This window comes from Gracilibacillus oryzae (genome assembly GCF_009498735.1).
GTDB lineage: Bacteria > Bacillota > Bacilli > Bacillales > Amphibacillaceae > Gracilibacillus > Gracilibacillus oryzae.
In genome coordinates, this window is sequence record NZ_ML762446.1 from 40,294 (window position 1) to 60,330 (window position 20,037).

The 20,037-nt window shown below is 36.1% G+C and carries 31 protein-coding genes; 5 read left to right on the top strand and 26 right to left on the bottom strand.

Annotated elements, in window-relative coordinates; translation table 11 throughout:
- Positions 1 to 6: 6 nt before the first annotated feature.
- The 22 genes from F9U64_RS18935 to F9U64_RS19030 all read right to left on the bottom strand — a co-directional run bounded on the left by F9U64_RS18935 (position 7) and on the right by F9U64_RS19030 (position 13,396).
- A complete protein-coding gene (locus F9U64_RS18935; protein ID WP_153406465.1) occupies positions 7 to 1,842 on the bottom strand; it encodes a phage terminase large subunit family protein in 1,836 nt (611 codons plus the stop codon).
- Positions 1,820 to 2,338, bottom strand: coding sequence for a hypothetical protein (locus tag F9U64_RS18940; RefSeq protein WP_153406466.1), 519 nt, complete (start codon positions 2,336 to 2,338; stop codon positions 1,820 to 1,822). The genes F9U64_RS18935 and F9U64_RS18940 overlap by 23 nt, the downstream gene beginning before the upstream one ends.
- Before the next feature lie 178 nt (positions 2,339 to 2,516).
- Complete coding sequence (locus tag F9U64_RS18945) at positions 2,517 to 2,777, bottom strand: hypothetical protein (RefSeq protein WP_153406467.1); 261 nt, start codon at positions 2,775 to 2,777, stop codon at positions 2,517 to 2,519.
- A 91-nt stretch (positions 2,778 to 2,868) separates the two neighbouring features.
- Complete coding sequence (locus F9U64_RS18950) at positions 2,869 to 3,078, bottom strand: hypothetical protein (protein WP_153406468.1); 210 nt, start codon at positions 3,076 to 3,078, stop codon at positions 2,869 to 2,871.
- A gap of 52 nt (positions 3,079 to 3,130) precedes the next feature.
- Complete coding sequence (locus tag F9U64_RS18955) at positions 3,131 to 3,355, bottom strand: hypothetical protein (RefSeq protein ID WP_153406469.1); 225 nt, start codon at positions 3,353 to 3,355, stop codon at positions 3,131 to 3,133.
- Between the two features lie 410 nt (positions 3,356 to 3,765).
- Complete coding sequence (locus F9U64_RS18960) at positions 3,766 to 4,206, bottom strand: transcriptional regulator (protein WP_153406470.1); 441 nt, start codon at positions 4,204 to 4,206, stop codon at positions 3,766 to 3,768.
- Between the two features lie 12 nt (positions 4,207 to 4,218).
- Positions 4,219 to 4,623 carry a hypothetical protein gene (locus tag F9U64_RS18965; protein WP_228275799.1) on the bottom strand — a complete coding sequence of 135 codons (405 nt, stop codon included), beginning with the start codon at positions 4,621 to 4,623 and terminating at the stop codon, positions 4,219 to 4,221.
- 148 nt (positions 4,624 to 4,771) lie between these two features.
- Positions 4,772 to 5,302, bottom strand: coding sequence for a dUTP diphosphatase (locus F9U64_RS18970; RefSeq protein WP_228275800.1), 531 nt, complete (start codon positions 5,300 to 5,302; stop codon positions 4,772 to 4,774).
- Positions 5,299 to 5,598 carry a hypothetical protein gene (locus tag F9U64_RS18975; protein WP_153406471.1) on the bottom strand — a complete coding sequence of 100 codons (300 nt, stop codon included), beginning with the start codon at positions 5,596 to 5,598 and terminating at the stop codon, positions 5,299 to 5,301. The genes F9U64_RS18970 and F9U64_RS18975 overlap by 4 nt, the downstream gene beginning before the upstream one ends.
- Positions 5,591 to 5,770, bottom strand: coding sequence for a hypothetical protein (locus F9U64_RS18980; RefSeq protein ID WP_153406472.1), 180 nt, complete (start codon positions 5,768 to 5,770; stop codon positions 5,591 to 5,593). Before F9U64_RS18980 ends, F9U64_RS18975 begins: the two co-directional genes overlap by 8 nt.
- Positions 5,771 to 5,788: 18 nt before the next feature.
- On the bottom strand, positions 5,789 to 7,252 hold the full coding sequence (locus tag F9U64_RS18985; protein WP_153406473.1) for a DNA cytosine methyltransferase: 1,464 nt from the start codon (positions 7,250 to 7,252) through the stop codon (positions 5,789 to 5,791).
- Between the two features lie 94 nt (positions 7,253 to 7,346).
- Positions 7,347 to 8,123 (bottom strand): hypothetical protein, encoded by a 777-nt coding sequence (locus F9U64_RS18990; RefSeq protein ID WP_153406474.1) that lies wholly within the window; start codon positions 8,121 to 8,123, stop codon positions 7,347 to 7,349.
- Positions 8,124 to 8,255: 132 nt separating this feature from the next.
- The gene (locus F9U64_RS22685; RefSeq protein WP_194287442.1) at positions 8,256 to 8,426 is read right to left on the bottom strand and encodes a DUF6877 family protein; all 171 of its coding nucleotides are present in this window, start codon (positions 8,424 to 8,426) and stop codon (positions 8,256 to 8,258) included.
- A 42-nt stretch (positions 8,427 to 8,468) separates the two neighbouring features.
- Positions 8,469 to 8,810: a hypothetical protein gene (locus F9U64_RS18995; protein ID WP_153406475.1), complete on the bottom strand. Its 342-nt coding sequence runs from the start codon at positions 8,808 to 8,810 to the stop codon at positions 8,469 to 8,471.
- 241 nt (positions 8,811 to 9,051) lie between these two features.
- Positions 9,052 to 9,177: a hypothetical protein gene (locus F9U64_RS23410; protein ID WP_194287443.1), complete on the bottom strand. Its 126-nt coding sequence runs from the start codon at positions 9,175 to 9,177 to the stop codon at positions 9,052 to 9,054.
- On the bottom strand, positions 9,174 to 9,500 hold the full coding sequence (locus F9U64_RS19000) for an HNH endonuclease (protein ID WP_153406476.1): 327 nt from the start codon (positions 9,498 to 9,500) through the stop codon (positions 9,174 to 9,176). Before F9U64_RS19000 ends, F9U64_RS23410 begins: the two co-directional genes overlap by 4 nt.
- A 117-nt stretch (positions 9,501 to 9,617) precedes the next feature.
- Positions 9,618 to 10,631, bottom strand: a complete 1,014-nt coding sequence (locus F9U64_RS19005; protein WP_153406477.1) for a DnaD domain-containing protein — start codon at positions 10,629 to 10,631, stop codon at positions 9,618 to 9,620.
- 107 nt (positions 10,632 to 10,738) lie between these two features.
- Positions 10,739 to 11,458: an ORF6C domain-containing protein gene (locus F9U64_RS19010; protein WP_153406478.1), complete on the bottom strand. Its 720-nt coding sequence runs from the start codon at positions 11,456 to 11,458 to the stop codon at positions 10,739 to 10,741.
- A 92-nt stretch (positions 11,459 to 11,550) separates the two neighbouring features.
- Entirely contained in the window at positions 11,551 to 12,267 is a 717-nt protein-coding gene (locus F9U64_RS19015; protein WP_153406479.1) for a hypothetical protein, read from the bottom strand.
- Positions 12,267 to 12,659, bottom strand: a complete 393-nt coding sequence (locus F9U64_RS19020; protein ID WP_228275801.1) for a replication terminator protein — start codon at positions 12,657 to 12,659, stop codon at positions 12,267 to 12,269. The genes F9U64_RS19015 and F9U64_RS19020 overlap by 1 nt, the downstream gene beginning before the upstream one ends.
- Positions 12,660 to 12,960: 301 nt before the next feature.
- A complete protein-coding gene (locus tag F9U64_RS19025) occupies positions 12,961 to 13,152 on the bottom strand; it encodes a hypothetical protein (protein ID WP_153406480.1) in 192 nt (63 codons plus the stop codon).
- Positions 13,136 to 13,396: a hypothetical protein gene (locus tag F9U64_RS19030; RefSeq protein WP_153406481.1), complete on the bottom strand. Its 261-nt coding sequence runs from the start codon at positions 13,394 to 13,396 to the stop codon at positions 13,136 to 13,138. Before F9U64_RS19030 ends, F9U64_RS19025 begins: the two co-directional genes overlap by 17 nt.
- Before the next feature lie 342 nt (positions 13,397 to 13,738).
- On the opposite strand from F9U64_RS19030, the gene F9U64_RS19035 reads away from it, so the two are divergent.
- Complete coding sequence (locus F9U64_RS19035) at positions 13,739 to 13,990, top strand: hypothetical protein (protein ID WP_153406482.1); 252 nt, start codon at positions 13,739 to 13,741, stop codon at positions 13,988 to 13,990.
- A gap of 138 nt (positions 13,991 to 14,128) precedes the next feature.
- Here the strand turns inward: F9U64_RS19035 and F9U64_RS19040 are convergent, their stop codons facing one another.
- From F9U64_RS19040 to F9U64_RS19050, 3 genes are read right to left on the bottom strand one after another with little or no spacing between them, the layout of a single operon-like run.
- Positions 14,129 to 14,341: a hypothetical protein gene (locus F9U64_RS19040; RefSeq protein ID WP_153406483.1), complete on the bottom strand. Its 213-nt coding sequence runs from the start codon at positions 14,339 to 14,341 to the stop codon at positions 14,129 to 14,131.
- 19 nt (positions 14,342 to 14,360) lie between these two features.
- The gene (locus F9U64_RS19045; RefSeq protein WP_153406484.1) at positions 14,361 to 14,570 is read right to left on the bottom strand and encodes a helix-turn-helix domain-containing protein; all 210 of its coding nucleotides are present in this window, start codon (positions 14,568 to 14,570) and stop codon (positions 14,361 to 14,363) included.
- Positions 14,571 to 14,625: 55 nt separating this feature from the next.
- The gene (locus F9U64_RS19050; protein ID WP_153406485.1) at positions 14,626 to 14,847 is read right to left on the bottom strand and encodes a helix-turn-helix transcriptional regulator; all 222 of its coding nucleotides are present in this window, start codon (positions 14,845 to 14,847) and stop codon (positions 14,626 to 14,628) included.
- Between the two features lie 152 nt (positions 14,848 to 14,999).
- Here F9U64_RS19050 and F9U64_RS19055 point away from each other — a divergent pair, with 152 nt between their 5' ends.
- The 4 genes from F9U64_RS19055 to F9U64_RS19070 all read left to right on the top strand — a co-directional run bounded on the left by F9U64_RS19055 (position 15,000) and on the right by F9U64_RS19070 (position 17,604).
- On the top strand, positions 15,000 to 15,668 hold the full coding sequence (locus F9U64_RS19055) for a LexA family protein (RefSeq protein ID WP_153406486.1): 669 nt from the start codon (positions 15,000 to 15,002) through the stop codon (positions 15,666 to 15,668).
- A gap of 309 nt (positions 15,669 to 15,977) precedes the next feature.
- On the top strand, positions 15,978 to 16,328 hold the full coding sequence (locus F9U64_RS19060) for a hypothetical protein (protein ID WP_153406487.1): 351 nt from the start codon (positions 15,978 to 15,980) through the stop codon (positions 16,326 to 16,328).
- Entirely contained in the window at positions 16,297 to 16,461 is a 165-nt protein-coding gene (locus tag F9U64_RS19065; protein WP_153406488.1) for a hypothetical protein, read from the top strand. Before F9U64_RS19060 ends, F9U64_RS19065 begins: the two co-directional genes overlap by 32 nt.
- A gap of 3 nt (positions 16,462 to 16,464) precedes the next feature.
- Positions 16,465 to 17,604 carry a tyrosine-type recombinase/integrase gene (locus F9U64_RS19070; RefSeq protein ID WP_153406489.1) on the top strand — a complete coding sequence of 380 codons (1,140 nt, stop codon included), beginning with the start codon at positions 16,465 to 16,467 and terminating at the stop codon, positions 17,602 to 17,604.
- Positions 17,605 to 17,686: 82 nt separating this feature from the next.
- Here the strand turns inward: F9U64_RS19070 and lepA are convergent, their stop codons facing one another.
- Positions 17,687 to 19,501, bottom strand: coding sequence for a translation elongation factor 4 (gene lepA / locus F9U64_RS19075; protein WP_153406490.1), 1,815 nt, complete (start codon positions 19,499 to 19,501; stop codon positions 17,687 to 17,689).
- Positions 19,502 to 20,037 lie beyond the last annotated feature (536 nt).

The window sequence follows — 20,037 nt, forward strand, 5'->3', positions numbered from 1 at the left end:
CCTCCCTTATAACCAGTTATTGTTTTTTAACCAAGAATTATTAAATTGCATGGCCTGTTCATTTGATTGGACAGCCGGTTCATTCGAAGTTTCTTCTTCTTCTTGCATTAGGTGAATATTACGTACATGAAGAACATCTGCAGCAGCCATTGCGTAAACCTCGGTATCTAAATAATGGTTATCCGCATGACTTGTTTTTGGTATCCAAACTTGAGTAGTTCGACCGCCACTTGTTTTGCTGTTCACCTTATGTTCCGCTGTCACCTGTTCCGCATATTCACGATCGCAATCCTTATAGACCATCCAGGAACCTTGTCCATTTGGCTTTCTCATTCTGGAAGCAATCATATCCTTATACTTACCGCCATCTACCAATAAAAGTCTGGTACCATGAGCGCTTGAAGTGGCTCTATTAATCGTGCTTATTTTAAAGTGAGCATAACTTGTCGCCACCCCTTTAACAGGTATAGCCCATTCACTATTTATAGAACAAAATTCATAAACAGCATCCGTTTGATCCCCTGAATCCAAGCCGCATAAATTGACCATAAGTGTTTCGCCATTCCTTTTCTGGTATTCCGCATTCATTACTTTTTCAATTTCCTGAAAGCTTAACACTTGGCCATGAGCAATATTTTGACTGGTTAAATATGGCCCCCATGCGCGTATGGTCCAATACAGACTCGTTTCCTGTACATCCACACCTCCAGTTAACATTACTGCCCAATCAGGTACTTCAAATTCTTCATAATCGGACTGTCTCTCCAAAACTAAATCAGCATTGGTTTTTAGCTTAGTGTCTTCCCAAGGCTCTGCAAGCCAAGAGTTGACAAAGTTTTGGTGCTGCTCTGGATCGTCTTTAGAAGCAAGAAACTCTTTTGCGATTTCTCCAAACCGTACGAATGGAGAATATAAAGTATTCATCCAATAAGCCACTTTTCTTGGGAATTGGGTTCGTTGCTCAACGACTTCCCATTTTCCATATCTCAACATCTGAGGCTTATGTTGATCAGTAATAATACAGCCACACTCTTGGCAAACATAGTTGGCAAATTCAGCTCGATCAGCATAACTCATCCCATCTTTTTTTGGCCATTTAATTTGTTGGAACTTGAGTTCAATATAATCGCCGCAATGAGGGCATGGTACTTTGTAGTGTTTCACGATATCCGCTTTTTCTTTCGCCTGCCATATATGACCGCTCTTTAAGGTTGGTGTAGAGGTCATAAATATCTTTTTATTGGTAGTGAAAGTCTTGGTCCTTTCACGAGCAAGCTTGATCGGATCAGCTTCTTTTTTACTAGCACCTGGATATTTATCCACCTCATCTAGAAACAAATAACGAATGGCCTTACTTGACAACCCAGAAGGCGAATTAGCACCATCCAAACTGATGAACATTCCATCGCACTGCAGATCCTTGCGACTCGATTGCCGTTTATTAAACTTATCTCTTAAACCAGGGGATAAATTGAACATAGGTTGAACCCGATTTTCCGAAATAAACTCGGCCAAATCATCTGTTGGATACACAATCATTACTGGGCTGGGATCTTGCATAACGACATAGCCTACCATATTATTAAGCGCTTCTGATCCGCCAACTTGTGTTGGTTTCACGAATACAATTTCTTCCGTATCCGGATTGTTAAATTCATCCATGATGTCATTCAGATATGGCGTAATACCGTTATTCCATGGACCAGGCATGGCTGACGTCTTGCTATCTAAGTATCGATGTTTCTCTGCCCATTCACTCACCAATAACTTTTCTGGAGGTCTTAAATGGCGAAGAGTGTTTACTATAAATGATGGCCATTCATACTTTTTTCTTTTTGGCATAATACACACCGTCCACACTCATCTGTTCCAAAGCATTGTTAATAATCTCTGATAGTGATTTTTCAATTCGTCTAGCTTCTAAAGGATCAACATAGGAACTGACTTCACCTGCCAGTTTTCGTGAAAGTGCCATAGATGATTTTTTGAAAACAGCAAAAAAACGTGAAAGCTCTAATTCCACGATTTCTTTTTCTAGATATTTTCCTTCAGCAATATCTGCTTTCAATCGAGAAAGATCTGATTGAGCTTCTTTAAAAGCGATTTCTGCTTCTAGTTTCTTTTTCTGTAGATTGATCGATTTGTCTACTTCGGAATCTGAATGAGAAATTAACCCTCTCCATTTCAGCACTTTTTTTAAATCCCACCATCCACGACTATGTTGTGTTAATCCTTGTCGTTTCCAGTCTGTCAAGGTTCTATCGCTTATTTCCAATAAATCACAAAGCGCTTTTGTAGAGACAACAACTTCGTTATCTAGCACTTTATAACCATCCACTTTTATCACCTCATTTCCGAAGTTCCGAAGTAAAAATTTTTATTCAAACCGGGGTGATTCTCGGGCGTCGCCAGCCCCGCATAGGGGCACCCCCGTCAGAAGGACCCATCATCATCTTTGAATAACTAGGAATCTCTACTCCCAATTTTGAAACATAAAAAAAGCACCTCAGCAGGTGCTAAAATCCATAATTATTCAGTGCTTTGAAATTCTCTTCTTGTTTTTGCTGTTCGATCTTATTGTAGTCTGACTCTGATATGACTCTAGCCCTTGCTATTGAATCAGCTTTAATATAGTGTGTTTCTCCACTTTCTTTTAACTGTATCCAACCATCAGGACTATTATTAAGTAATTCATATACTTTTTCTGTAGTACTTTCCACTTCATAGAAATGATTTTGGCCATTAATCATTTCAAATGTCACCCTAAACTTTTCCAAATTATCACCCCCTTCTCTCCTAATTAATTCGACAAAAGAAGAGGAATCCCTTCCACTATTAGTAAATGAAACTTTATTAAGTCTCAAATAACTATCTTTCTTTTTCTATAAGGACTTCAATTAAACCTTTAGTTGTTTCCTGAAGATAATACTTGTGGACAAATCCATCCTTATCAGTTGGCGGGTTGTTGATCTCTTCATATATGTCGGCACCGCCACCATTTATGTGTATATTTGTATCGGGACTGTTGATTAATTTCTTAAGCATCTTCATTCTCTCAGTAACTTGATATTTATTCATTTCATTCACCTTCAACTAATCACCCTCTAAGATGTCTTTCCTAATCTTTCTGTTAGTCTGATTCATCTCTAAAATCTTTAAAATAGACAATTAGTTCTTGAACTATTTTCCCATCCTCTTCATAATGATTGATTCTCATTTCATCATATTCATAAAAAGGATCATGATTAAAAATCATTGCTGAACTTTCTTTAACTGCAGCTATAATTCCAGATAAATCATCAGTTTCGAAAACATGAATATCATTTCCCAGTTCGTTAACAAAGCTAACCTTCACACTATCACCTCCTTTTCTATGATATTCGACATAAATCATTTCATTCCTGCATAATCTTCTAGAATTTTAACTCTTTATTTCGCTTATCTCCAAAAAGAGAGACAACATGAGACTTTCTATTTTCTTCTACTTTTAATTTTCCCTCTTACCCTTTTATAAGTATCCCGATTAACACCCATCATCTCAATCCAGTCTTTTCTAGTCAGGTTGTTATCTTTAATTTGATTTAACTTTTCTATTTGTTTTTTTGATAGTCGATCAGATATTTTCATCCTTGATCACTTACTTTCCTGCAAAATAAAAAGCACCCACGAAAAGTGAGTGCTTTAAAAAGGGGAATTTTTATGGAATTTCATATTAGCATAATAACACGTTTTTAAAGGCAAAAAGTGACATGAAAGTGACATCTTTTATCTCCAGCCTAAAAGTTCAATCGTTGCCTGTATTATTTCATCTCTCCACCGCATGGCTTGTCGCTTACTCACGTTTAATTCTCCTGCAATACCATCCCATGTCAATCGTCTGTCTCTTCTCCAATATCGAATTCTTACTAATTTTTTATAGTCATCTGGTAAGGCATTGTATACTGATTCTATTGATCTAACAATGCTATCCATATGTTGCAACTGCTTACTTGCTACTATATTCATAGCTAATCTACTAGTTGGATCACCAGGCTGCCTCACAGAATTAGCCCCTTTTACAATATTTATATCTTCTTCGATCTCTACTGGAGGATTCATTATCTCTTCCCTCAGTTGCGCAATTTCTTTTAAGGTCCAATGGTAGTTGTACCATTCCGCTTCAATGTGTTTAAATGTGGTCTTTTTTATGTTTAAGGTTTTATTCACGAAACCAACTCCCTAATAATTCTCATGACTTGATCCATCTTGTATATCGATTTTTACTTTATATTTTAGAGCATTGATTTCTTCTCTGGTTCTCGTAAAAGCATTGGACCATCGTTTAAAATTCCCAAAGGCTTCCGCTTCTTGCTGCCTAATATCTACTACCGCTAATTCTGCAGTAGCAGATCGATGTTTCGCGGCAGTTAAGTATGTTTCATTGTATACACGTTTTCTATATGCATATATTTGTTTATATTCCTCACCGAAAATACTAGCTAATCGTCCAATAAATACTAACTGTTTGGCCAATAAATAGATACGCGATACTTTTTCTTCATTAGGTAACCGATTGATTTTTTGTTGATATCGTTTTATCTCCATAAGATTTTCATCAACTTTTTGTTCAATGGTCTTGGCCATAGTATCGCTCCATTTCCTTTCTTAATTGCCTATCTGATAGTTTCCTAAAGTATTCTTGACTATAACCACTTACTAAAGACAATTGTTGGATGATAGATTCTCTTTTATTTACGTCCATTTGAAGCGCTCCTATTAAACTTCATTTTCATCAATAACCCTGCATCTGACGCTTGTGGTTTTCTACATTCTTAAGCATGTATGATTTTTCGATCTGTTCCCACGTAAATCTTAGGTCTTTCTCGCCTAACCCTACAAAACACTCTATTAATTCATTAAATGCACATTTAACATCTTTATTTGTTATCGTTGCTGGTAAATTAACATCTAAGTATGATCTTAATGTAGATATATATGAATATAGTATGTTAAAGGTTTCAGTTGTGGTTTCCCCAGTCAAATCATTCTCTATTACAATATCATTATGATGAATACCTAATTCTAGTCCTATACTCAATATAAGGTGTAATCCATCAATGTACTCTTCGAGAGCATTATCATAATTATTTTTCTTGTTACTCCAGTATTTAAAAACCTCTGGCAATTCATTTGCTAGTTCTCCTAATTCCACTCTCAACGCTAGCATTTTTTTATCTAATAAGTACTCTCCTTCTAATTCTTTATTTTCGATAATGTGATGATCTAGTCCAGCTTGTATTTCAAAGAGCATTTGCCAGTTCATTCATTTTCCTCCAATGCTTCTAAATGCTTTTTTATTTCATTGTGCAGGTCGTCAAAATCTGTGAATGGTGACTCTAAAATTAATCGGATTGTATGGGCAAATTCCCTGTACTGGTTGTTTTGTTGTTCTAATCGCTCATTGCGATTTTGCGTTACTTTTATTTGTTCTTTCCAAGTTTCAGCGTTTTCTGCTTGTCGAATTAGATATCTTACATCATCATGATCTAATAGTTTTTTTGATTTACGAACAGGATATTTTCTTGTAAGTTTATCTTTTATTTCCTCCAACCTATTCACGATCATTCCCCCTCTGATCCTTGTAAGATTTCAGGTCTTCATTACTTTCAATATGATTAATTAAAGAACTCATATGTTGAATTACCGCTTCTTTTGAGACAATTGGGCTGCTTGAAGATTGAATTTTAATTAAAAAGCTGTAAGCACTTGCTAATTTTTGTGTCGATACCATACTTTCCCCTCCCTGTAATTACTGTGCTGCTTTGTATTTGTAACTTTTCACGCATAACTCCGGCAAATTAGATCTTACGAGAGCTTCTGCAAATGGTGGTGGCACGGAATTACCACACCTAGCTACTTGTTGGGTTTTAGGATATTTGTTCCCTTTGTGATCTCGATCGATGATATATTCGTCTGGAAACCCTTGCGCCTTAAATAATTCATGTGGCTGCAACATCCTCATTCCGATATCCACAATTCGATAATCTTGTCCCGCTACAGTTACTAGTCCAAATCGATCTTTTGTAGTAACTGTATGAAGCGGACCGTTTAGAGATTGCCCAGTATCCGATCCATAATATTTCATGAGGAATGCTTGAACTAACGAATGATGATCCTTTACTGTGATGGTATGTAGCGGACCATTTATAGCGATACCAGGACCATTATAATTCCCCCCATAATTCTTTGCTATAAATGCAGAGATTAACCCAAAGCGATTTGCTGTCGGTATGGTTGCTATAGGTTGCTTAATACTCTGTCCTCTCACTCCGTTTTCCGTTGTTTCTGTATAGTAGGTAGATAGAAAAGGTGTGACAAGGCAATGTTCCGCTTTAGTGGTAATTGTAGTTAGCGGATGATCCGCTTTGTATTGCAATCTGTCTTTACCGAAACCAGTTTGTCCGATTCTAACTATATAGGGATTCGGATCATTTACGACAAAACGCTGGATCCCTCTTGCTATTCTCCGCATAGTATTTTCTGCTAATGGTTTTTTTCTTTCAAAGATGCTTGGGGCGTTAATAGACCAGTCAATAATTTCTGCAGCTGTTCGATAAGGCTTTTTAATCCCTAGTTGAACATTTAACTCATTTGTATCTCCATGTGTTGGTTCCGGCCAGGAAATTGGTTGTCCGTCGCATCTGGCAATCAGAAACAATCTCTTTCTTGTAGTAGGAGCACCGAAATCACAAGCTTTTAACTCTTTCGTTTCCACTTCATAACCTAATGCCTGCAACGATTTCATGAATGATTGAAATGTCATCCCTTTTTTATCCGGATCCGGAACAAATTCACCTTTATCATTCCGTTTCAATGGACCCCATGTTTTGAATTCCTCTACATTCTCAAGCATGATTACTCTCGGCCTTACTTTAATTGCCCAGTTTACAGCTATCCATGCTAGTCCTCTTATGGTTTTATCGACAGGTTTTCCACCTTTTGCTTTACTAAAATGCTTACAGTCAGGAGATAACCAACAAAGCCCGACTTTTCTACCTTTGACAACTTCTTTAGGATCTATATCCCACACCGATTCACAGTAATGCTCTGTATTCGGATGGTTGGCCTTATGCATTGCAATTGCAGCTGGATCATGATTAATCGCTACATCGACATTTAGACCCGTTGCCAATTCAATCCCTGTTGATGCCCCGCCTCCACCCGCGAAGTTATCCACTATTATCTCTCTAAATAAATCCAGTTGAAGCTTTATTTAGACCACCTGCTTTCTTTAAAATTCACGAACATTGGATAGGATCCTAACCACTAAATAAGGATCCAAAGACGAACAATGTTTATTTGGAGTATTAAATAATCAAACTCTCGATGCCATCAGTATTTTTTATGTGAATATATCGAATCAACATGGTTTCTAACTGCTCAATGTGTTTATCCTGTTGTTGGATCCGCTTTTCATGCATTTCTTTCAAGTCTAATAGTCTGGTGACATCTTTATGAAGCTGAGCAGCAATCTCTTTCTTTTCATCTGCTATCTGTTCTATTTCTTCCAGTTGTCTTTTTGTATAATCCACTTGCTCTTGCGCATCACTCAGTAATTTTTCATTTTGCTTCAGTTGGCTATTTGCAGAGTGAAATTCTTCTTCCCATTTCTCCGCAGCTAATTTATATTTCTCTGCTAACTCTTTACTCCCACCAGCAGATTCTTTATATGTTTTCAGGTCATCTTTTAATTGTTGCATTACTTGCTCAAGTTCTGAATTATTTTTAGTTGCCATAGTCTTCTCCTTACTTTTTATGACTTTTTGAGAGTTTGACTTTTCATTTTTTGCGTTGATAAATTTCTGATAATTCATTCCTAATTGTTTTGCCATCTGTCCGTAAGTAATTCCATATTCTTTTAATTTTGCAATGAGATTAATGTCAATACTTTTTAGATCTTCAAGTTTTATATGGTCAGGCATCTTTTTTCCTCCTGATATATTCTCAAGGTGGGATCCTAATTCTCTTAATCTTTCATAAGCGGAACATCCTTCACATTCATGGTTATTGTTTCCACTTTTCTTTATGGTGCAATTATTACAGTGCTTGTCCTGGATATCTCCAATCTCATAAAAGATTTTCATTCGATTCAACTTCTTGCCTTTATTCATTGACACCACCTCAGATATCCTTAAACAAATTTCTCCAGGCTCTCTTTAGCCGTTCCTTTTTTAGTCGTTTCAAGTTTCTTTTTAGCCGCTTGCGTTGTTTTTTGGTCATTTGGATGCCTCCAATACATTTTGTGCAAATCTTAGTTGTTGCTCAATATACGGGTCATCTTCTTTACCACCGCTTGCTAACCAATCACCAATACGTTGGTTGATGTCCTGAAGAATAACAAATGGTAGTTTACTAGATATTTTCATAATTTCTTCAAGTGCAGACATTTACCTAGCCTCGATTCCTACTGTTTTTAATGCTGTGGTCCATTAGTTCCACTCCTTACTTGCTTCAAATTGTTCTTTCGTGATTTCTATCCATGCAGGCTCATAATCTTCCAGCCATTTTTCTACGTCATAACTAATTAGTGCGGCATCTCCAAATCTTTCAATCATGTTCTGCTTATGCTCTCTTGATTCCTTGATGATGTTTTCCAAATCCTCTTGTGTGGGTTTTGTCTTATCGATCCTCCAAATTAGAAAAGCATTCTGTATATCATCAATTAGCACATCTAATTCTTCATCCGACCAGTCACCTGCATCTGGTCCATTTGCTAGATATCGATCTTCTTTCGATTTATTTTTAAATGCTATTACTGGTATTTGGTTCATTCCGATACCTCCAATAACTCAAGATTTTGGTGTATTAAGCATGCTTTTCTAGTAATTGATTAGCTTATTTCATATCTTTCTTTCATTTCATCTACCTCAAGTGTGACTTTTTCAAGTAATCGTTTTTCTGTTTTAATGTCCTTTTGAGTAGCGTCAGGTCTTTTGATGTAATGTTGTAATGAATGTTTAATGATTTGTAGTTCCTTATATTTCAAAATACTCACCTACTTCATCGACCCTTCTAAAAATCCAATATTTCCTCCAAATCATCGCCATCCATCATATTTCCGCAATCCGGACACTCATATATTCCTTGATTCCAATGTTTCATTTCTTCTCCACATAATGGACAAATATAGCTATTCATAGTAAATCCCCATTCTGATCAAGGTATTTATCACGCCAATTTTCAAACCACCGTCTAACTTCATCTTTCCTATGAGCGGATCTATGGCAATTGATACATACTGCTGCACCATTCCGCTTTTCACCAGATCCACCTTGTGATTTAAAAATAATATGGTGTGGTACCTCTTCTAAGTAATAGGAGCCACATTTAACACATCGCCATTGATCACGTTCAAATATCTCTTTCTTAACCTTTGGGCTGAAGTCCCGATTTTGCTTCTTTCTTTTTCTTCCGACTTGCTGCTGTTTTGAGTAAGGTAAATATTCTCCTATTTTTGTCATATTGATCACCCTGGTTATCATATAATTTCGTATAGCATTCCCAACAGAATTTTTCACCCCAGAATACTGCTTGCTTTTCCTTACACTCTTCACATTTCATAACAGAGCACATCCTTGCTATGCATTTTTTGATAAGTATTCTTTTAACATCCGATCTGCTTCTGCTGCTTCCTTTTGCATTTCTTCTTGGGATTTTTCTTGTTTTTGTTCTAACTTACGCTCCTCTTTTTGTTTCTCATACCATTCAGGAGTAATGTCGTCATTTAACGGCTTACCGAATTTTCTTCCTTGCTGCTTTTGGAATTCTACTTCTAGTGCCTTAACGTCATTAATTGTTTTTACATTTTTCGTTAACCAAGCCTTCAGAATAGATTTTGCATATTTCCAAGGCTTTTGGTTTTCAAGAGCTATCTCTAGTGCTTTAATTACTAATTCTTCGTTTAAATCATCTATCCACATAGAAATGTCTTCAGCTATGAAAGGTGCTAACATCCCAAAATTTTGTTCATAAAATGTAAATGGATTTTGACTACTACGACTGACTTGTTTTTCTTTTTGTTGTTGTTCTTCTTTTTCTTCTTCTTTTTCTTCTTCTTCTTCTTTTTCTTGCCCACTTATCGTTGTCGTATCGTCTGACGTATCGTAAGAAACCTTGATACCCTTGGTATCACTGAAATTTTCACCATTATCTGAAACCGAATCGTTTAACGTATCGTTGTACGAATCGTAAATAGCTTTTATCTCTTTTTTTTCGATTCGTGCCCCAACAAAGTTAATAAGTTCTTTATCTTTTACTTCTTTCAACTCCGATTTCACACAGTCCAATACCGGCTTGCCACCTCTATTTAGGTTGTATTTGCCCCAATTTTTTATGGCCAACTCCCTCGTATCCGGATTGTAGGCAATAATCTCATGGTAGTTTGTAAATCGATCAACTAATGCATGGACTGTTTCCATTGAATAACCCATATCAAATGCAATTTGCTTCTTAGTAATTTGATAGATTCCTATTTGTGTTGTTTTCGAGTTAGTAAGTAAATATAAATAAAAGAATTTGTCTTCAGGTGTGAATTCCTCGACGACTCTTGGATCATTCCAAAACTCTGTGTGTACCATTCTAAATTTAGCCATCATATATCCCTCTCTTGTTCATTTTGAGATTTTTAGTGTATAATTATGGCGTAGGGAGATGCTGTAACATCACCCTACGCATTTGCGACTATCAATTCATGTTGTTATTACATTGCCATTTGACTATTTGCTTGATCTATTTCTATCTGTAATGAGGTTGATGGTCGCCAAAGTTCTATAAACCGTATTGCTTCATCAAATTTCACCTTGGGAACATCTCCATACCTCGGTACTTTGAAATGTTTCTTAAATTCTTTCCAAAATGCAGAGAATACTTTCTTACTTAAGTCTTCGTAAGCTTTCGAATCCCCACCACCTAGTGCTTGTACTACTGAATATTTTGCCGCTTCTTGAATTTCCTGCTGTTGTAAAGAATCAATTCGCATGCTACCTTTTAAGTATTTGACATCTGACTTAATGGTTTTTATTTCCCTTTCGTGTTCCAGCGCTGCTTGAAGTGCTAATTCCAAGGATTGCGGCGCCTGTGGCAAATTCTCTTTCACGTTATAATAATCATCGACCAACATTTCATAAGCATCCCATGCTCGATTTGTGTTAAGTGACTTTGCATGTAGCCAGGCGCCCTTCTCAGTCCAAAGGTATAATACAGAAGTATATTTCAGGGTGGCGTCAAATTGTCGGGACCCTTTAAATTCCCTTAATTCTTCACCTGATAAAGCAAAATAATGTTTTCCATGAGTATAACGATTTGAATTCCTTTGAAAATTTCTGTTGATTATGTCTGAACTGGTACCAAAAGATTCTGCTAATTGATTCGTCATCAATACACGTTGATCCGCATGATTAATGATTTTTAAATCTGACATTACTTAATCACTCCTTTAAATACAGCTAAACTTTGATGTAATTCGCATATTTCTTTTATCATTAAGGGGATAACGGAATAACCGTTACCCAGTTATGACAAAATATGAATATTCCCTAATTCTATTTCGTCCGCTAGATTCTTAGTTAAGAAGTTTTTGATTAGTGTGATTGCTTCTAGCCTCCATGCTCCACCATCCGCTTCAAACAGTGCACCGGCTGGACCAGAATGTCCTTTTTTCATCCTGAATACAAAATCTGACTCAGGTTGGTCAATATCTACAAATGTTCTATATGGCGCAAGCTCTACAGGATTAGGAACAACTACATCTCCAACTTGAGCAACTCCTGTTTTTGCAGTAACCGTTTGAGAAACTCCGTCATCACCATAATTTTTCACATCTTCATCTTTTACATTTCCGACCACTTTAAGAAGAATGTCTCTGGCTTCGTTCTGCAGGAAAGCAGATTGCAAAAGGATGTTGAATTCTTCCATGTCCAGGTGTCTACCAAATGGGATATCTGGTAATAAAGCATTTGCCTCTACCCAGTTTGATCTTTCAGCATCCAAATTTAGTGAGGATAGAAGTCTGACTTTAGTAGGACTCACAATATGGATCAAGAACTTTTCTTCTCCATCAAACCTTGATTTTGCATAATTTACTAATGCAGAAAGTGTACTGACTTTAATTTCTGCCGGCAGCGGTTCTTTCAAAAGTCGAACATCACCACTAACGTAAGTTTGGCCATTTTCAGTAAAGGTTTCTCTATTCCCTAAACCGACGATATATTCAATTGCTTCTCTAATCATTATTTACTTCCTCCTTCTTTTTGCTTACGATAATCAATGACATTACCGGTATCTTCTTTCAAATTCCCATCGGCCGTATCGAAGTATGTCTGACCTTTTATTCCAGACTTTAATTCCGCTCCTACTGTTTTTCCAGTACCATCTCGGTCAATTAGGATAGCGGATCCTATATTCTTACGTGGTGCCGGTGTAGATTTAACCTGGATACTTACACTTGCTAATTCTCTTTCTTCATTTGTTTCAAAAGTTAGCTTAATATCCATTTTCCTCTTTGCTTTAAAATCTGTGTTTGGATCTGAAATATTTTCTAGAACCTTTTGCAATTCATAATTAAATCGTTCTGCAAGTGCCCCATTAGCAAAATCGTTTAAGTCGACCATTAATTCAGGCATTCTATTCACCTCGATTCTTATGTATTGATGCTAGCCGCATCTTAACGACCACGAGTGTTAAATGGCATTTTGACCGAAACGCTCATATTTTAATTAGGAGGAACCCTCATGGCCGTTAAGACAAGGCTAGCTAAGCCTGTGTCTATCATTGTTTTGTATTTTATGTTAAACTTAGTCTGTAGAAATTATTGTTTCTTTACTAAAGCGCCTTTTGCCGAAGGTGCTTTTTTATTGCTGTAGTAATTTATCACACTGAACCTTTGCTTTGGTTTTAACAATAACCAAAAACCCGCTCTGACCCTCACGTTGACACCCCTTGCATTCTCTTAAGTTCGCTATTTATTGTCATAGCATGCTCAAAATGTAATGATGATTTTTCCAATTTACATTCATTTAAGTATTTCTGGGCAATCTCAAAGTGATAACTAATATCCTTTTTCAGTTGTATAGCTTTTGGTCTATCATGTTCTAAGAAATTATCTAAAAATGGCATCCGGTTTAACATCCCTTTCTCTTACTACTTGGCGGTAAAGTCGCATTATTTCCGGATTATCACTCCGAAATTCATAAGCGCATTCCTTACCGATCAGTGGAATTTTAAAAACTTGTTCCATATCATCTTGCAAAACAGCCAATCTCGCTGCTTTAATTGCTTTGTTGTTTCCTGATTTAATATCCTCGAATCTTAATTCGAACTGTTTTAACCTGTCCCTTTCAACTGCTTCATGTAAGATCATTCAATCACCTTCCTTTATTGCAGCTGCAGATAATGTTTATTGTCATGCAACTGGATGTTTTGAATGGGATAAATTTAATAGTATTATCTTAGATACTCCTACAGATCTGTACGAGTGGGAAAAAATCCGTTAAATACGTTTGCCCTAGCTTCTCGGAATAAGGACGTTGAGTTTCTGAAAGATAAATTGTTATCCCTTATAACTTTTTCAAATTCTCGAATGCTTTTCTTGTAAACTACCTCTGTTGGCGCAGAGGTTTCTTTCTGTTCGCTCACTTCTTCACCTTCTTTCTCTATTAATTTGTTATAATATTCCTATCTGATTTGGTAGGAGGTGAATATAATGACTCAAACAAATGACAAATTAACTTGTATTAAATGTGGCTTTGAGCCTGAATACGAATCGGCTGAATTTTGCATGAATTGTGGATACGAATTAGACTCCAATTACTGCACTAACGACCATTGTATGTCACGAAATAATGGTGAACGCATTCCACTTCCTTCATATGCCTGTTTTTGTGACGGATGCGGTTCTGAATCCACGTATTATTTAGATGGATTTATTTCTCCTTCAAACGTTGACCGCAATTAGTACAATAGTTAGCATTTAATGTCACACAGTCACAATGAGCGCACCTCACGTGGCTGTTTTTTATTTTTAGAACCCATATATTCCAAATCTTTTCTGGAACCCAATAAGGAATTTTCAAATAGAATTTTTTCACTTCTCTCACCCCCAGGTTCCGTTTGTGTAATACTTAAACATTTCGCCATTTTTGAAGTAGACCTCAACGCATTTCTCTAGATTGTTTTGTTTAACTCTTTTTACCTGGTCAAGTCCGTATTCTTTTCGCATATCGTTTCCCATTGCTGCTAAATGTTTTGTATGGACTCTGTTAAACAACTTTTGTGCTGAATCGTGCATTTTTTCATAACCTTTCACTAATTCCAAATCCTTTCACTTAATTGAATTGTAATTTTTTCACTTCAGTTAAATCAGACATATCCATACCGTTGTTTCTTTGTAAAAAAGCCTCTAATTCAAAAGAAGTAACCTTTAATGCACCAAGTTTTAATCCTTTTAAATGACCCGCTTTAATCAAGTCATAAACTCTATTCTTGTTTACACCTAATAACTTTGAAACCTCGGTTATTGTATAGAGACAGGCCATGATACTCCTCCTTTCTTCACAGCACTTCACTTAAAGTGTAGTGCTGTGTAAAAAATTATCCCAATGGAACGCGAATATTGTCTGCATCCATTTTCAGAACATAGGCAATGGAGTAAAGCATGTAAGGTTTAAGTCTAACATCTCCATTTTCCCAACTAATGTATGCTCGTTTGGTGATACCTAGTTTCTCAGCTAAAGCTTCTTGTGTATATCCTTTTTCTACACGAGCCGCTTTTAAACTAAGAGTGTAATTCTGATATGCGACCTGAATCGGCATCGGCAATCACCCCCTACTCTTCTGTTGTTACACACAATATACTACACTTATAGTGTACCGTCAATACAAAAAGTGAATTTTATTATATTTTAATGTTGAATTTTATTCACTTATTGTGTATTATGGAGTTATGATTATGAGAGGTGGTTACTATGAACGATAAGAAAACAGTTCAAATACAGAGGAAAATCCTATCTGATAACCTAAAGAGATTATTAAACTCTAAAGGAAAAACACAAACTGATATGGCAAGAGAACTTGGTTTATCAGAAACAACTGTTTCTAGTTGGATAAATAGCGAAAGATACCCGCGATTAGACAAAATTCAATTAATGGCGGATTATTTTGGGGTTTATAGATCAGCAATAACAGAAGAGGAAAAAAACAAATTCTTTGAAACAAATAGTAGATACAATTATTTCCCACTTCACATATCAGCTGGAGTACCTGATATGGTAGATCCAATAACTGTCGATAATATAGAAACAATTTCTCTTCCAGATTCAATTCTGGGGAAATGGGCTGGTGATCAAGACATTATAATTACGAAAGTAAATGGCGAATCTATGAATAAAGTTATTCCTCATCAATCTTTAATTGCAATTAAGCCCTATCCTATAGAAAATATTAATGATGGAGATATTGTGGTTTATAGTCATAATAATGAATTTTCTGTAAAAAGGATGTATAGAAGTGATGGGAGTGTAATTTTCAGACCAAGTTCATTTGATACTCGATTTACAGATAACGTCATTCCTGTTGATGATTCAAATTTATTTATACACGGTAAAGTCGTAACATATGTAGTTAATTTAGATTAATTGAATAAAAAGAGCAGATTCTTTCCGCTGCTTTTTTTATTCTAAAAACCTTAGTTACATTAGTTAGTGATAACCCTAATTATCCACCTATTCATTTATCCCATCACAGATAAAAATATTAAAATTATTGGAAAATTAAAAAATAAATTACAGAATTTTAACTTTAGGTGATATCATGAAAATCCCAAAATCATCTGCTGATGAACTAGAAGTTAATTTTAAAAAATCATAGATTAATTTTTCTTAGCGCAAAATAATTTAATATGAGACAGGCTGATCACCTGTCTCCTTTTTATAGGAGTGATTTCATTGCATTTAAAAGAGATAACATCCGCTTATTCAAAAGAATCAATAGAATTGATAAAAGCTGGTCGTACTTGCAATTTAAAAATCTATTTACTTAACGATGAATACAAGGTTATTCATGTACGATCTTCTAAACAGAATAGGGTTAGTGTGTCACATTTATCTTTCAAAAAAATTCCAGAAGAAATTCTTAAATACTTAGTAGAGGATTTCTTAGAAACATACGAATCAAATGTCTACTTGTTCACACTTGGAGATAGTCCAATTGTTCATATTCACCACGAAATACTAAATAAATCATTTTATGCAGAGGAGAATGCACATGCTGATAAATTTAGAAAAATACAAAATTAAGAAACAGTCCAAACAAGACTTGATTAAAATTCCTGTCTACTCTCGAATCTATATAGAAGACAACAAATTAATTGGTGAGATTGCAGGTAGCGGCATGACACAAGTTATCGATGATTATAGTGAGGAGGGATAAGTTATGCGTGGAGGAGTAAGAAAAAGATATGGTAACTGGTATTATTATTTTGATGTAGGTAAGATTGATGGTAAAAGAAAAAAGATTGAGCGAAAAGCAATTGGAGCAGAAGATAAAGCTGATGCAGAAAGAATACTAAGACAAGCAATAGCAGAATATGAAAATACCGGTATATTTTTTGAACCGTCAGAAACCACGCTTCATGATTATTTAGATTTTTGGATGAATGAACATGTGGAGTTAAACTTAAAGCATAATACAGTAGAAAACTATAGAGGAGTGATAAATAACCACATTAAACCAAATTTAGGTTTAAAAAAATTGAGATCCTTAACTCCAGAAAACTGTCAAAAATTTATTAATGCAAAGTTTAGAGAAGGATTCTCCAGAAAGACTATGACTATTTTTCATAGCGTGCTAAAGAACTCACTTGATAAAGCTGTATATCCTTATCAATTGATCAAGGTTAATCCGATGCACTATGTTAAAATTCCTAAATTTGAGGATAAATTAACAACTAAAAAGGACTTAAAGATCTTATCTAGGGATACAATCAAAAAGATTATTAGCTATTTGCAAGAAGACGATCCATTTTATATTCCATTCCATATCGGATTAAATACAGGAATGCGTGTTAGTGAAGTTTGCGCCCTTACATGGGATTGTGTAGATCTAGAAAACGGCTTGATAAAAGTAGAAAAAATATTGATTAATGTTAATAAAAAATGGGAATTCGGTTCACCGAAAACTAAATCTTCTTACCGAGAGATTGAAATAGGCCAAACATTAATTAATATCCTAAAAAAACAACGTAACCGTCAGAAGCGAAATAAGCTCAAATACGGCGAATTTTATACTGATAGTGATTTCGTATGCACTAAGGAAAATGGCGATCTTGTGACCACATATGTGTGCAAATGGAACGGAAGGAAATTAAGAGATAAACTTTCCATCGATTTTAATTTTCATTCCTTGAGACATACCCATGCAACATTATTAATGGAGAGTGGCGCAAAACCAAAAGCGATCCAAGAAAGGCTTGGTCATTCTCGGTTGAGTGTAACTACCGATACCTACTCTCATCTTACCAAAAAGATGCGAAAAGAAGTAGTAGATATATTTGAAAGTGCAATGCATGATTAACCTCCACCCTTTAACCTCCCTTCGGTGGCTATTGGGTGGATAATCATACATTTCTAACTAAAAAGCAACCATAAAAGTTGATTTAATCATCATCCATCTTCAATACTGCCATAAACGCTTCCTGTGGAACTTCGACAGAACCGACCATTTTCATTCGTTTCTTTCCTTCTTTTTGCTTCTCAAGCAATTTACGTTTACGGGAAATATCCCCACCATAACATTTACTCAAAACGTTTTTACGCATCGCTTTTATATTGGTTCTTGCCACAATTTTATTTCCGATAGCAGCCTGGATCGGTACTTCAAACTGCTGTCTCGGGATTAAGGTCTTTAATTTATCAGCAATTTGCTTTCCGCGTTCAAAGGCAAAATCACGATGGACAATAAAAGAAAGAGCATCAATTGTGTCGTTATTTAACAGAATGTCCATTTTCACTAAGTTGGACACTCTATAGCCTATCATCTCATAATCAAACGAAGCATACCCTTTAGTCTGGGACTTCAGCTGATCAAAGAAATCATAAACAATTTCAGATAGCGGGATTTCGTATACTACACTTACTCTGTTCTCATCCAAATAATCCATATTAACAAATTCACCGCGTTTTTTCTGGCAAATTTCCATAACTGGTCCAACAAAGTCATTTGGCACCATAATTGATGCTTTCACGTATGGCTCCTGGACTTCTTTGATGGATTGGTTGTCAGGCATAAAAGATGGATTATCAATTGTTAATTCTTCTTCATCTGTTTTAATTACTTTATAAATAACACTAGGTGCTGTTGTAATTAAGTCTATACCAAATTCACGTTCAATTCGTTCCTGGATAATCTCCATATGAAGCAATCCTAAGAATCCGCAACGGAAACCAAACCCTAATGCTTGTGAAGTTTCAGCTTCATATTGAAGAGAAGAGTCATTCAGTTCCAATCGCTCCAGTGCTTCCCTTAAATCATTATATTTATCCGCATCGACTGGATACAAACCACAGAATACCATTGGATTTAATCGGCGGTAACCTGGCAATGCTTCGTCAGCGGGACGGTTTGCTAGTGTAATCGTGTCACCAACACGAGTATCCCCTACATTTTTGATTGATGCTGTTAAATAACCAACATCACCGACTGTCAACATATCCTGTTTAATCGGTTTTGGATTGAATACACCTACTTCGTTTACCTCAAATTCTTTACCTGTTGCCATCATGCGGATTTTATCACCGACTTTGACAGAACCCTCTTTAATACACACATATGCAACTACACCGCGATATGGATCATAAAGTGAGTCGAAAATCAGTGCTTTTAGCGGTTCGTCAGGATTTCCTTCTGGTGCTGGAATCCGCTCAACGATTTGTTCCAGTATTTCTTCAATCCCAATCCCTGACTTCGCACTTGCTAAGATTGCCTCATCGCCATCAATTCCGATGACATCTGTAATTTCTTGCTTCACCCGTTCAGGATCAGCACTTGGAAGGTCAATTTTATTAATAACAGGAATAATTTCCAAATCGTTATCAAGAGCTAAATAAACATTTGCAAGTGTCTGAGCCTCAATACCTTGCGCCGCATCGACTACTAGAATAGCCCCTTCACATGCTGCCAGACTTCTTGACACTTCATATGTAAAATCGACGTGTCCTGGTGTATCAATTAAATGGAATAAGTATTCTTCATCATTTTCGCGTTGATATTTTAACTGGACGGCATTTAATTTAATTGTTATGCCACGTTCCCGTTCAAGATCCATTGCATCAAGAAATTGCTCTTTCATTTCCCTTGATGTTAATGCTTTTGTTTTTTCTAAAATTCGATCAGCTAATGTTGATTTACCATGATCGATATGTGCTATAATCGAAAAGTTTCTTACCCTACTCTGATTTCTAACGTTCGTCAATGTCTTCAACTCCTATGTGCGAGCACAATATACTAGGATAGATTATAGCAGTGAATAGAGGGATGTTCAATAGAAATCCATGAGAAAGAGGATCAGCACCTCTATAAAACTAGGTTAATTGCACTTTAGTACGATAAAATCACTAATTAATACAGTGAAGGCACGCCGTTCCGTAAATTAACTGCGCTTTCCGTGGGCGTCTGACAAGCCTCCTCGTTCGCAAAACCCGCTCACTGCGGGGTCTCGCCTAGGACTCTGCTCCCACAGGAGTCTCCGTTAATTTACTTCACTTGGTATATTCTGTCTATATTTTTAAGGTGCTAATACGATGGGGGACGATGTACGTGAATCAGCTTATTAAATCAAGGTCCTGTATAAGCAGTTAATAATTCGTTCTTCTTATTCGTTAAGAACACAATTTAGAGCTGGTGAAAAACGCGAGACTCCTGTGGGAACAGCGCGAGGCCACTGAAAAAGTGTTCCTTTTTTTAGCCGCATCATGAGACAAAGTAGAGTTTAATAAAAATAGAGGGGAT